Here is an 11,890-nt window from a genome sequence, read left to right on the forward strand (position 1 = left end):
AGCACGCCATACCATGAAGCGGCCTGTTCATGCCCGGCCCAATCCAGCCCGCCCAGATAATCAGCCACCGAAATCTGCGCGGCTGCGGAAAGATCGGCCAGGCTCATCGTTGCACCGGCCAGCCACTGGCGGTGATCGACCAGGTGATCGATGTAATAGAGATGCTCATGCGCCAGCTTCATCGCTTCGCGCAGCACCCGGCTATCGGGCGACTGGCGCCAGACCAGCCGCTTTTTCATCCGTTCGTGCAGCAAGGGCGCGGTAACATCGCCGTAGAAATTTTCATCAAACAGCGCGACCAGCCGGCGGATTTCGGCGCGGCTTGCCGAAGTGCCATTGATCAGGGCATTCTTTTCAACGGTCTCTTCAAAATACTCACAGATCGCGCGGCTATCGCACAGGGTTGTGCCCTTTTCACTTTCGTGGAGCACCGGCGTGCGGCCCGCCGGGTTAAGCGCCAGAAAATCGTCGCGTGCTTCCCACGGATTTTCGCGCCACAATTCATAGGGCACGCCTTTTTCGCTGAGCTGCAGACGCACTTTTCGGCTGAACGGGCATAGGGGATATTGAAAAAGCTGCCACATGTCAGGATCCAATCCCGATCCCCCATGCCCAAGCGCGAATCGCGCTTCAAGTCGCAGCGGGGCAAGGTGGTGACTAAATCAGGTGGATAACTGCTGTGAGAGCAGCCCTTCGCGAAGGCCGGTCTTGGAAACCTGCACGGACCGGGCGCCGGTCTCAACCAACAATGCCGATAACAGCGCCGATGCATGGCCCAGCTGTGCGGCCCGCTGGGGGGTGATCCGCGGCAGCGCGGCAAGCCGCCGGGGGCCGGCTTCACGGATGGCGGCCTTAAGCAGGCGGGCATCGTCTGCCGGGATTACTGCAGCGAAACTGCGGCCAGAACGATAGGCATCAAACCGGCCCAGTGCACGCCACGCCCCGCCGACCAGATAGAGCGTCTCATCGGTTTGAAGCTGGGCCCAGTCCTGCTGGCGCAGCAGATCCTTCAGCACCTTGCGCAAGCGCCCCGGCCCTTCGGCGCGGATCGCCGCCACCCGCATTACGCCCAATGGAAATGAGGTGCATTGAAAAACCCGGTCTGCCCCAATCCGGGCCAGCTCAAGACTGCCACCGCCCAGATCGGCCACCAGCCCGCTTGCTTTAGGATGGGTGGCGATGACGCCCATCGCCGATGCCCGCGCCTCATCCTCGCCCGAGAGCAGTTCGGCCGGCAGCCCCAGCTCGCGCACCGCTTCCAGAAATTCTCCGCCATTTGCGGCATCACGCACAGCGGCCGTGGCCACCACCCGCAGCGATGTGGGCCGGATCAATTTCAGCAAGGCCGCAAAACGACGCAAGGTTGCCAGCGAAGTGGCCATGCTGCGCCGATCAAGCCGGCCGCGCGCCACCACCCCCCGGCCCAGTCCGGCAGCCAGTTTGTCGTTGTAAAGCACGTCCTTGACCGAGGCCCCGAACACCTCAAGCCGGATGGTGTTGGAACCGATATCGATGATCGCATGGCGCGGCGCATTAGACATGCCGCCGCGCTTAGCCTGTGGCTGCGATTTGCGAAAGCCTTAGGGTCCTGACCCTAGTCGAGCCCGCCCAGATCACGCTCCATCTGCCGGCCGATCGCTTCGATCTGAGGGGCCAACTGATCCATTACTCCAACCATCGATCCGGCAGCATTCATCAGGTGCGGCACCTGGCGCTTGATCTGCCGTGGCAAGCGGCGCGCGTCAGCACCAGCCAGATCGCCCAGCGTCGCGCCCGCAGGAACATCGCGCCGAGCGTCATGATTGCCCACCGATTCGGCGGCCCGCACAAACGGTTCGGCCTTGATCCCCAGCAGCGCGCCGACCATTGCGCCAAGCGCACTGCCAACCGCATCCTGGGTGCGAGGATCCTGCAACTGGCTGACCAGTTCGGCATTTTCCTGGGCCCGGTCATTGGCAAAGGCCGGAACAGGGACAAGCACCAGAGCGGCCAGCGGAGCCAGCACAAGCGAACGCAGCGACATGATCAAAACCCTCCCGCCCGCAAATCCGGGCCCGCGGGGTAAATAATCCTGCCGAGCTTGCGCGGGACTGAACGGCGCGTGCAACGCTGGGTCAGGTTACAACAGGCTGCGCACCGAACAATGCCTGGGCTTGAGCCTGCGGTTCACGGAGCGATGCCAGTTTGGCTTCAATCCCCGCCCACAGCTTGCCCAAAGCGCGGGCCGGATCACAATCGGGCGCAAAAGTCCCCAGCGGCGCGCGCTGAACCGCTACTTGTTCAAGCTGGGCGGCAAATGGAACCACGGGCCAGGTGGCAGCAGCGCCTTCGCGCACCGCCCGGTGCAGCGGCCGGCGCGGATTGTAAAGCGATAGAACCGGCAGGATCGGTGGATGGCGGTGGTGATTGCGCGTCAGTTCACGGCGCAGCATATCAAGCGCGCGGGCCGAAAGCGGGCTGGGCGGCAGCGGCACGATCAGCAGATCGGCCGCAGCGATCACCTGATCGGAAACCTCGCTCAGCCCCGCTGGGCAATCGAGCACGATCCGTTCGTATTCCGCCTTGAGCTGGCCGGTCATGGTCGCCAGCCGGCGGCGCTGCCCCAGCCGGGCCAATTGTCCCGGTAAATGGCGCAAACTCTCATCGCCCGGCAGCAGCGAAAGGCGATCATAGGCAGTCCGCTCGATCAACTGGCGGGGTTTGCCATCGCGCTGAAAGACGGCGGCGGCGCGGCCATGCGGGGCCGGTTCGAATCCCAGCAGGTAACCAGCGCCAGCCTGCGGATCAAGATCCCACAGCAGCGCATTGCGCCCACCGGCAGCTGCAAACCGCCACGCCAGATCGACCGCCAGGGTGGTTTTGCCCACCCCGCCTTTCATGCTGTAGACGGCGATAACCGCCACGATGTGCGCCCCTTGTTGTTCTGCTGGCGGATGAATGCAGCATTCCAGCCGATTTGCAATCAGGACCGCCCCGCTGCCCCCAGAATGGGGCAGCACCGGTCAAAATAACCTATTCCTAAAACGTCTGAAGCAGGGCCGCGTTACTTGCCTGGCGCGGCCTTTGGCGCGATCTGCGTGAACATCGGCAGACAGCCGGCCATGGCTTCGTCAATCGCCGCATCGGGATCATCGGACGATGCAGCTTTAACAATCAGGCCCTTGCCCTGTTCCATTATGTATTCCATCAACTGGTTATCTTTGACACTGCGTTCGGCCTGAACCCGCACAACGGTTTGGTTGAAAAACGCCTCACCGGGCTTGTCCATCGACGGAAACCGGGCAAACTTTGCGTTGTGATTGTCCTGCTCGTTGGCGACAAAGGCGAACAGCACGGCACAGCGCAGCTGGCTGTCAAGATCGGGAAGCGCAGGTCCGGCAGCGATTGCGGCGGTAGGCTGGAAAACCAGGCTGGCAAGGGCGAGGCAGAGTGCGATTGGTTTGGTCATGCCGGCAGTCTAAGCCAAGCTGATCCAATCGCAATATGTATCGCCAGCCCGAACGCAAGCCTGGTTGACCCACGGACCCAAGGCCTTAAACGTAGCAAATCGCAACCCGATGGAGGAACGCATGTATAGCCACAACATGGTGGGATCGAACGATATCGCCAAATCGAAGACCTTTTACGACGCCACCTTCAAAGCAATTGGCGGCAACGAAGCGATCCAGGACGATAAGGGCCGCTTGATCTATATGCACGGCGGCGGAGTGTTTCTGGTAACGCCCCCGATCGATGGCCAGCCGGCTACGGCGGGCAATGGCTGCACCATCGGTTTCGCTATGGATGATCCTGAACAGGCCAATGCCTGGCACGCGGCCGGCGTTGCCAATGGCGGCACCGCGATCGAAGATCCGCCGGGCGTGCGTGAAGGCGGGATGGGCGCGCTTTATCTTGCTTACTTGCGTGATCCTGATGGCAACAAGCTGTGCGCGCTCAAACGGATGTGAGCCAAACGTTCGAACTAAGGCCAGACGGCACCCGCCGCGCAATTTCGCGCGTGTGGGTGCCCGAAGCCCCGGTGGCGCTTGAATTCAATGGCTTGTCCTATGCCGTGATGATGGCCACTCCGGCCGATCTGGACGATTTTGCCATCGGGTTTGCCTTGGCTGAAGGCCTCGCGGCCAGCGCAGCAGATATTACCGATTTGGCCATCGCCGAAGTTGAGAACGGCTGGATAGTCCGCGCACAATTGGCCGGTCTGGGAATCGAAAAATTGACCCAGCGGGTTCGCACGCGGGTTGCCGAATCGAGCTGCGGCCTGTGCGGGATCGACAATCTGGCCGAAGTGGCGCGGCCCTTGCCCAAAGTTGCCGCGCATTCAGTTATCGAACCCGGCGCAGTCTTCGCCGCATTGGCGGCCCTGCGGCCACTACAGGAATTGACCCACCGCACCGGCGCGGCCCATGCCGCCGCCTGGGCCTCATCCTTGGGGGCGATCGGCCCGATCCGCGAAGACGTTGGGCGGCATAATGCTATGGACAAATTGGTGGGCAGCATGGCCCGCGCCGGGCAAGCGCCAAGCCCGGGTTTCGTTATCAGCACCGCCCGCTGCAGCTATGAAATTGTTGAAAAAGCCGTTCGCGGCGGGGCCACCGCGCTGGTCTGCGTCTCTTTGCCTACCTCGCTGGCGGTTGAGCGCGCGGCTGCGGCCGGACTTAGCCTGTGGGCGCTGGCCCGCGATGATTCTGTGCTGCTGGTGAACGACGCTTCAACGCGATAGCAAGAACACGGCGTGTTCTGCTCGCCACGCAGCGGCAGCGGGGCCAATGCCTGTATCACCTGAAAGGAACCATTCGCCTTCCACCCGATAGCCCTTCTCTGTCACCAGTAGGCGGAAATCGCGCACCGTAACATGGTGGATGTTGGGTGTTTCATACCAGGCGATCGGCAACAGCCGGGTAACCGGCATCCGCCCGTTCCACAGCAAACTGGCCCGCACCTTCCAATGGGCAAAGTTGGGAAACGATACGAACGCCTTGCGCCCTACCCGCAGCAGCGCATCCAGCACCAGATCGGGGCGCTTGGTGGTCTGCAAGGTCTGGCTGAGAATGGCATAGTCAAACGCGGCATCGGGATAGCCTGCCAGATCGGCATCGGCATCGCCCTGCATCACCGAAAGCCCCTTGGCGACGCATTCGGCCACGTTGTGCTGATCAAGCTCAAGACCGCGGGCATCAACCATATGGCGATCGCGCAGTTCAGCCATCAGCGCGCCATCGCCGCAGCCAACATCCAGCACGCGGCTGCCGGATGCGATATTTTCAGCGATGATCGCCAGATCCGGGCGCAGCGCAATCATCCCAGAAACCCCGCGATCACCCGGTCCAGCGCGGGGACGTTCAGCAGAAAACTGTCATGCCCGAACGGTGCGGAAAGTTCGACAAAGCTGACCGGCGCGCCCGCCGCGTTCAATGCATGGGCGATGGTCCGGCTTTCGCTGGTGGGATAGAGCCAATCGGTATCAAAGCTGACCAGGCAAAAGCGTGCCTTTGATCCGGCAAAGGCATCGGCCAGCCGCCCGCCCCCGACGCCGCCGGAAACCTCTTCGGCGAGATCGAAATAGTCCATCGCCCGCGTTATATAGAGGTAGGAATTGGCATCAAACCGATCGGTAAAGCTAAGCCCCTGGTGGCGCAGATAGCTTTCGATCTGGAAATCGGCATCGAAGCCAAAGGTTTTAACGCCTTTGGTCCCGTCAGGGCGGTCCTGCAGCTTGCGGCCAAACTTTTCGTGCATCCCTTCTTCGGAAAGATAGGTGATGTGCGCCGCCATCCGCGCCACGGCCAAGCCATCTTCCGGCCCTTTGCCGCTGGCGTAATAGTCTCCGCCTAGCCATTTGGGATCGGCCATGATCGCCTGACGGCCAACTTCGTGAAACGCGATATTCTGAGCCGAATGGCGCGCCGTGCTGGCGATCACCAGCACCGCGCGGGTCCGCTGCGGCCAGTTGGCGGCAAAGCTTAGCGCCTGCATCCCGCCCATCGAACCGCCAACCACGGCGTGCAACTGGTCAATCCCCAGTGCATCAAGCAAGGCCACCTGCGCACGCACCATATCGCGGATGGTTATCACCGGAAAGCGCATGGCATAAGGCGCGCCATCAGGCGCCAGGCTGGCAGCGCCGGTTGATCCCATGCAGCCGCCCAGCACATTGGCGCAGATGATGAAGTGCCGATCGGTGTCGATCACATTGCCCGGACCGATTGATTTGGCCCACCAGCCGGGCTTGCCGGTCTTGGGATGAGGGCTAAGGACATGCTGGTCCATCGTCAGCGCATGAAACACCAGCACCGCGTTGGACTTGTCAGCATTAAGCGTACCGACCGTTTCATAGGCTACGGCCACGCCAGCCAGGCTTTGCCCGCCATCAAGCGGCAGCGGCGCAGACAGAACCAGCGTCTGATTGGCAATAGGGATCGCGCGTGTCGCCATGGAGGTTCGCTTGGGCGAGGCAAAGCGGGCTGTCAATCGGCGAAAGGGCTGCTAAGGGCTGCCCTTCAATGGCCAGCACGCTTACCCCCAAGCCATGGATCGCAGGGATCCATGCCTATGTTCCCGGCAAGTCCGGGGGCGATGGGGATTTGCCCGCAATCAAGCTGTCCGCCAACGAAAACCCATTGGGATGCAGCGCGCAGGCCTTGGCAGCGCGCGGAATGGCTGACCACCCATCGCGCTATCCCGATGGCGATAGCACTGCATTAAGGGCTGCTTTGGCCGCCAAATACGCGATCCCACCCGATCGGATCATCATGGGCGCCGGTTCTGGCGAACTGCTCTATCTGGCCGCCAGCGGCTATGCCGGGCCCGGCGATGAAGTGCTGTTCTCGCAATATGCCTTTTCGCTCTACGATATCGTGGCGCGGCGCTGCGGCGCGGTGCCGATTGAAGCACCGGCGCGCGAATATGGCACCGATGTTGATGCACTGCTTGCCGCGGTGACTGACAAGACCAGAGTGGTCCTTGTTGCAAATCCGAACAATCCTACCGGAACCTATCTGCCCAAGCCCGAGATCGCCCGGTTGCACGCCGGCCTGCCGGCCAATGTGCTGCTGGTCCTTGATCTTGCCTATATCGAATATGTTGCGCCCGGCTGTGATGACGGATCGATGGAACTGGCAGCAAGCCAGCACAATGTTCTTGCCACGCGCACTTTCTCCAAAGCTTATGGCCTGGCCGGTGAACGCGTTGGCTGGGGCACGGGCAGCGCCGAAGTGATCGAAGTGCTGAACCGGCTGCGCGGGGCCTTCAACGTATCGAACGAAGCGCAGGCGATGGCACTGGCGGCGCTGAACGATGATGCATTCGTCGAACAATCGCGCGATCACAATGCCGAGGTACGGGCCGCTTTCATGGCCCAGATCGATGCGCTGGGCAACCACGGCCTGCGCGCGGTTCATAGCGAAGCGAACTTCGTGATGGTGATTTGCGAAGGGAAGCTAAGCGGTCGGGCCGCCTATGAAGGGTTGGCCGGGGCTGGCTACATCACCCGCTGGCTGCCGGGGCAAGGCCTGGCCCACGGCGTCCGCATCACAATCGGCACGGCCGCAGACATGGCCGGTGTGGCCCGTGTTCTGCGCGATCTGGCAGAGGCAGCGAAATGACCTTTCAGCGCGTTGCAATCATCGGCCTGGGCTTGCTTGGCGGTTCGGTTGGCCTGGCAGTGAAAGAGCATCTGCCTGGCATCCGGACCAGCGGTTATGATGCCGATCCCGCAACCCGCGCACGGGCAGCAACGCGCGGACTGGTTGGCACTGTTTGCGAAAGCGCCGCCGATGCCGTGCGCGCGGCCGATCTGGTTGTGCTGTGTGTGCCGGTAGGCGCAATGGGCGCGGTTGCCGCTGAACTCGCCAGCGCTTTGCCCGCCGCCGCCGTGGTCAGCGATGTCGGATCATCCAAGCAAGGCGTGGCCAAGGCGCTGGCCGAAGCCTTGCCGGGCCAGACCATTATCCCGGCCCACCCGGTGGCCGGGACCGAACGATCCGGCCCCGACGCGGGCTTTTCCAGTCTGTTCCAGCAGCGCTGGTGCATCCTGACACCGCCCGCCAATGCTGATCCCGCCAAAGTTGCTGCGCTGGCCGCGTTCTGGGAAGCCCTGGGGGCCAATGTTGAACTGATGGATGCGGCACACCACGATCTGGTGCTGGCTGTAACCAGCCATTTGCCGCACCTTATCGCCTATACCATCGTTGGCACCGCATCGGACCTTGAAGGGGTAACCGAAAGCGAAGTGATCAAGTATTCGGCCGGCGGTTTTCGTGATTTCACACGCATTGCTGCCAGCGATCCAACGATGTGGCGCGATGTGTTCCTGTCCAACAAGGATGCGGTGCTGGAAATGCTGCAACGCTTCACCGAAGATCTGACCGCGCTGCAACGCGCAATCAGGATCGGTGATGGCGATCAGTTGTTTGGCCATTTCGAACGCACCCGCGCCATCCGCCGCTCGATCATCGAAGAAGGCCAGGACGATGCCCGGCCTGATTTTGGCCGCAGCGATCACGGCGAGGGCTGATCCATGTCCATCTCCGTCTATTGCGAACTGGCCTACAGTTTTTCCCGGCCAACCGACGTATTGATGCAGATCGAAGCCGCCCAGTTGCCCGAACAGCGGGTGCTACATTCGGGACTGGGACTAAGCCCGGTTGCGCATTTTTCGCGGGTTGCCGGCCACGATGATGTGGGTGAGCGGATCTGGCTGCGGGTTGAGCGCGATCTGGTGGTGGATTACACGGCAGAGATAGAAATCAGCCGCGCACCAGAGCCTGAAGCCTTTTCCACGCTGAGCGAGACTCCGCCGCATCTTTTGCCGGGCGATGTGGTGGATTATCTGATGCCATCGCGGTTTTGCCAATCAGACCTGTTCGAACGCTTTGTCGAAGGCGAATTTGCTGGTCTGTCTGGCGGGGCGCGGATCATGGCCATCCGCGATTGGATTGCCGGGGCGTTTACCTATGGCCCAAGCGCAACCATCGGCCATGCCAGCGCGGTTGACAGTTTGCTGGCGCGGCGCGGTGTGTGCCGCGATTTTGCGCATGTTCTGATCACCCTGGCCCGCGCGGCATCGATCCCGGCCCGCTATGTCAGCGTCTATGCGCCCGATGTTGCCCCGCCTGATTTTCATGCCGTGGCCGAGGTATATCTTGGCGGAAGCTGGCACCTGCTTGATGCCACCGGCATGGCTGGGCCGACCGAAATCGCCAAGATCGGCGTGGGCCGCGATGCCGCTGACGTGGCGTTCCTGTCTACTTTCGGAGACACCCGGTTGGTCAACCTGAAAGTACACGTCAGCCGCAGCTAACTGAACAAGAATACCCCTGCGACCACCCACATGACCGCGGTGGAAAGCCAGCCGCCGAACCGCAGCCAGCCGCCAATCACCAGATCGCCCATCACCACGCGGTTGCTGGCAATCAGCATTGTTACGACCATCAGCGGCGGGGCCAGCAGGCCGTTGACCACGGCGGCCCAATAGAGCGCGCGCATCGGATCAATCTGGATCAGGTTAAGTGCGATCCCGCCCAGTGTTGCGGCCGCGATCGCGCCGTAAAATGCCTTTGCCTCACGCGGCTTGCGGTCCAGCCCCTCGGTCCAACCGAAAGTCTCGCTCAGCGCATAGGCCGCGCTGCCAGCCAGGATCGGCACCGCCAACAGCCCGGTGCCGATGATCCCAACAGCAAACAGCGCAAAGGCAAAGTCGCCAGCAATCGGGCGCAGGGCCAGCGCGGCATCGGCGGCGCTGGCGATATCCGTAACGCCATTGGCGTGGAGCGTGGCGGCGGTGGCGATCACAATGAACAGCGCGGTCAGGTGTGAAAAGCCCATGCCTACCAGCGTATCAGTGCGAATCCGCCTAAGCTCTGCCCCGGCACGGCGCGGGCTGACGTGGAGCGGCTTGATATGGCGGCGGTGCTGTTCCTCCACCTCTTGCCCGGCTTGCCAGAAGAACAGGTAGGGGCTGATCGTAGTACCAAAGATCGCCACCAAGGCCATGGCATGCGGTTTGTCGAACGTGAAATGGGGGACGAAGGTGCCCCATGCTGCCTCGCCCCACGGCACATCGGCCACGAACACCACGGCGACATAGGAAAACAGCGAAAGCGTCGTCCATTTGAGGATCCTGGCATAGCGCGCGTAACTGAGAAACACTTCGAGCAGCACGCTAGCCAAGCCAAACAACGCCGTAAACAGCAGCACCGGCCCGGGAATGATCAAAGCCAGAACCGCGCCCATTGCCCCCAGATCGGCACCCAGGTTAATCACATTGGCAGCCAGCAGCATGAGGACGACCGCGCGCAGCAACCACGGCGAATAGTGCTGGCGCAAATTCTGCGCGATGCCCTTGCCCGTGGTTGCCCCGATCCGCGCACAGATCGCCTGGATCGAGGCGAGCAACGGAAAGCCGAAGAACATCGTCCAGGCCAGGCCATAGCCAAATTGCGCACCGACCTGGCTGTAGGTGCCGATGCCCGATGGATCATCATCAGCTGCGCCGGTTACCAGCCCCGGGCCCAGCACCTCAAGCGGTGAACGGCGCTGCTTGTTGCCGCTCACTGCGGGTTCAACGCATTGATCGCGGCCTGTACGCGCGCTTCCACCTCGTCGCGGGGCAGGCCCGGCGGGATCGGATCGGCGATGCGATAGGTGATGATACCGGGGCGCTTGATCCAGCGATGGTACAGCGGCCCAGCATCAACCGCAATGGCCACCACCGGCAGACCCAGCAGCTTGTAAACCCCGGCAAATCCGGCCTGAAGCGGCTGGCGGGTGCCATGCGGCACACGGGTTCCTTCGGGGAAGATCATCAAGGGGCGGCCCTCCGCCGAAATCCTTTTGGCCGCACTCAACATATGGCGCAGCGCCTTGGCTCCCTGATCGCGCTGAACCTCAACCAGGCCATAACGATCGCCCACCAGCCCCCACAGCGGGATTCGCATCAGCTCGGCCTTGGCGAACACGCCGGGGTGCGGCAGCACCCGAGCGATATCGATCGCCTCGAAAAAGCTCTCGTGCTTCATCGCCACAAAGATCGGGCCATCGGGCAAAGTTCCCTCAAGCCTAACCGTGATCCCCAGCAGAAATCGCGCGCACAAGCGGTGCCAGCGCGCCCAACGATCAACCGCGCGGCGAAAAGTCTGGCGGTCCCCCAGCAGTGCAATCAGGCAAGCCAGCACCACAAATACCGTGCCCAGATAGAACACGAAGTAGAACAGCAGACTGCGCAGGGCGCGGATCGCAACCATCCTAACCTCCTTCCAGTCCGGGAATGCTGCGGACCAGCAGTTTGTGGTATTCGACCATCAGCATCCGCAGCGTAGGACGCGTCTGCACCGCATCACCGATCACAATCACGTAGCCCGGCAGCGCCTTGTCCAGCTCGGCCCGGGCGCGGCGCAGGTGCCAGTCGCTGGTCACCAGCCGCACGCTGCGATAGCCGTGTTTGCGGACCCAGCCGGCAGCTTCCTGAGCATTGCTGATCGTATCGGTAGCGGCATAGCCCAGCGTGATGCAGCACTGCATCTGCATGGGCGAAAGATCAAACTGCGCGGCGAATTCCCCTGGCTTGACCTTCGGATCGACCCCGGAAACCAGCATCCGCCCGGCCCAGCCCTTGCCCAGGACGTCAATCGCCCGATCGATCCGTCCGGCCCCGCCGGTCAGCACCACCACCGCATCGCTGCGCTGGGCGCCGGCGGGCTGCGGCAAGGTTACCGCGAACACGATGAACCCGGCAGCCCAGGCGATCAGGATCAGGGAAACGACACGGCGCAGCATGGTCTTGGCCTACAGCATCTTTCTCAGCGCGCGCAGCACAGTCTGCCGCGCGGTCAGCATGGCCAGGGCCACACCCGCCAGCGGAACCAGTGCCAGCAAAATCCAATCAAGCCAGCCC

Annotated in this window: 15 protein-coding genes; 5 read left to right on the top strand and 10 right to left on the bottom strand. The window is 62.3% G+C overall.

The features are described 5' to 3' along the window. The 5 genes from ABL914_RS13040 to ABL914_RS13060 all read right to left on the bottom strand — a co-directional run. The coding region (locus ABL914_RS13040; RefSeq protein ID WP_391563621.1) for a glutathione S-transferase family protein at nucleotides 1-584 on the bottom strand (584 nt) is incomplete at its 3' end. Nucleotides 585-662: 78 nt separating this feature from the next. Further along, entirely contained in the window at nucleotides 663-1,541 is an 879-nt protein-coding gene (locus ABL914_RS13045) for a hypothetical protein (RefSeq protein WP_391563622.1), read from the bottom strand. 53 nt (nucleotides 1,542-1,594) lie between these two features. Next, nucleotides 1,595-2,023, bottom strand: a complete 429-nt coding sequence (locus ABL914_RS13050) for a hypothetical protein (RefSeq protein WP_391563623.1) — start codon at nucleotides 2,021-2,023, stop codon at nucleotides 1,595-1,597. Nucleotides 2,024-2,114: 91 nt separating this feature from the next. Next, a complete protein-coding gene (locus tag ABL914_RS13055; protein WP_391563624.1) occupies nucleotides 2,115-2,903 on the bottom strand; it encodes a ParA family protein in 789 nt (262 codons plus the stop codon). A 140-nt stretch (nucleotides 2,904-3,043) separates the two neighbouring features. After that, nucleotides 3,044-3,448, bottom strand: a complete 405-nt coding sequence (locus ABL914_RS13060; protein WP_391563625.1) for a hypothetical protein — start codon at nucleotides 3,446-3,448, stop codon at nucleotides 3,044-3,046. Nucleotides 3,449-3,569: 121 nt separating this feature from the next. Between ABL914_RS13060 and ABL914_RS13065 the strand changes: the two genes are divergently transcribed. Then, nucleotides 3,570-3,947 carry a VOC family protein gene (locus ABL914_RS13065; protein ID WP_391563626.1) on the top strand — a complete coding sequence of 126 codons (378 nt, stop codon included), beginning with the start codon at nucleotides 3,570-3,572 and terminating at the stop codon, nucleotides 3,945-3,947. Then, on the top strand, nucleotides 3,944-4,720 hold the full coding sequence (fdhD, locus tag ABL914_RS13070; protein ID WP_391563627.1) for a formate dehydrogenase accessory sulfurtransferase FdhD: 777 nt from the start codon (nucleotides 3,944-3,946) through the stop codon (nucleotides 4,718-4,720). Before ABL914_RS13065 ends, fdhD begins: the two co-directional genes overlap by 4 nt. Here the strand turns inward: fdhD and metW are convergent. Continuing rightward, the gene (gene metW / locus ABL914_RS13075) at nucleotides 4,709-5,299 is read right to left on the bottom strand and encodes a methionine biosynthesis protein MetW (protein ID WP_391563628.1); all 591 of its coding nucleotides are present in this window, start codon (nucleotides 5,297-5,299) and stop codon (nucleotides 4,709-4,711) included. The two genes, fdhD and metW, sit on opposite strands and share 12 nt — an antisense overlap. Further along, nucleotides 5,296-6,432 carry a homoserine O-acetyltransferase gene (locus tag ABL914_RS13080; protein ID WP_391563629.1) on the bottom strand — a complete coding sequence of 379 codons (1,137 nt, stop codon included), beginning with the start codon at nucleotides 6,430-6,432 and terminating at the stop codon, nucleotides 5,296-5,298. The genes metW and ABL914_RS13080 overlap by 4 nt, the downstream gene beginning before the upstream one ends. 68 nt (nucleotides 6,433-6,500) lie before the next feature. Here ABL914_RS13080 and ABL914_RS13085 point away from each other — a divergent pair, with 68 nt between their 5' ends. The 3 genes from ABL914_RS13085 to ABL914_RS13095 are packed head-to-tail and all read left to right on the top strand — an operon-like array spanning nucleotide 6,501 to nucleotide 9,298. Next, nucleotides 6,501-7,601: a pyridoxal phosphate-dependent aminotransferase gene (locus ABL914_RS13085; RefSeq protein ID WP_391563630.1), complete on the top strand. Its 1,101-nt coding sequence runs from the start codon at nucleotides 6,501-6,503 to the stop codon at nucleotides 7,599-7,601. Next, on the top strand, nucleotides 7,598-8,512 hold the full coding sequence (locus ABL914_RS13090; RefSeq protein ID WP_391563631.1) for a prephenate/arogenate dehydrogenase family protein: 915 nt from the start codon (nucleotides 7,598-7,600) through the stop codon (nucleotides 8,510-8,512). Before ABL914_RS13085 ends, ABL914_RS13090 begins: the two co-directional genes overlap by 4 nt. A gap of 3 nt (nucleotides 8,513-8,515) precedes the next feature. Beyond that, nucleotides 8,516-9,298 carry a transglutaminase family protein gene (locus tag ABL914_RS13095; protein ID WP_391563632.1) on the top strand — a complete coding sequence of 261 codons (783 nt, stop codon included), beginning with the start codon at nucleotides 8,516-8,518 and terminating at the stop codon, nucleotides 9,296-9,298. On the opposite strand, the gene ABL914_RS13100 is transcribed toward ABL914_RS13095, so the two are convergent. Genes ABL914_RS13100 through ABL914_RS13110 form a run of 3 tightly spaced genes read right to left on the bottom strand, consistent with a single transcriptional unit; the run spans nucleotide 9,295 to nucleotide 11,772 of the window. Beyond that, nucleotides 9,295-10,551, bottom strand: a complete 1,257-nt coding sequence (locus ABL914_RS13100) for an NRAMP family divalent metal transporter (protein WP_391563633.1) — start codon at nucleotides 10,549-10,551, stop codon at nucleotides 9,295-9,297. The two genes, ABL914_RS13095 and ABL914_RS13100, sit on opposite strands and share 4 nt — an antisense overlap. Next, complete coding sequence (locus tag ABL914_RS13105; protein ID WP_391563634.1) at nucleotides 10,548-11,240, bottom strand: lysophospholipid acyltransferase family protein; 693 nt, start codon at nucleotides 11,238-11,240, stop codon at nucleotides 10,548-10,550. The genes ABL914_RS13100 and ABL914_RS13105 overlap by 4 nt, the downstream gene beginning before the upstream one ends. A 1-nt stretch (nucleotide 11,241) precedes the next feature. Continuing rightward, complete coding sequence (locus ABL914_RS13110; RefSeq protein WP_391563635.1) at nucleotides 11,242-11,772, bottom strand: YdcF family protein; 531 nt, start codon at nucleotides 11,770-11,772, stop codon at nucleotides 11,242-11,244. Between the last annotated feature and the right edge of the window lie 118 nt (nucleotides 11,773-11,890).

Source organism: Novosphingobium sp. (assembly GCF_040079535.1).
Classification (GTDB): domain Bacteria; phylum Pseudomonadota; class Alphaproteobacteria; order Sphingomonadales; family Sphingomonadaceae; genus Novosphingobium.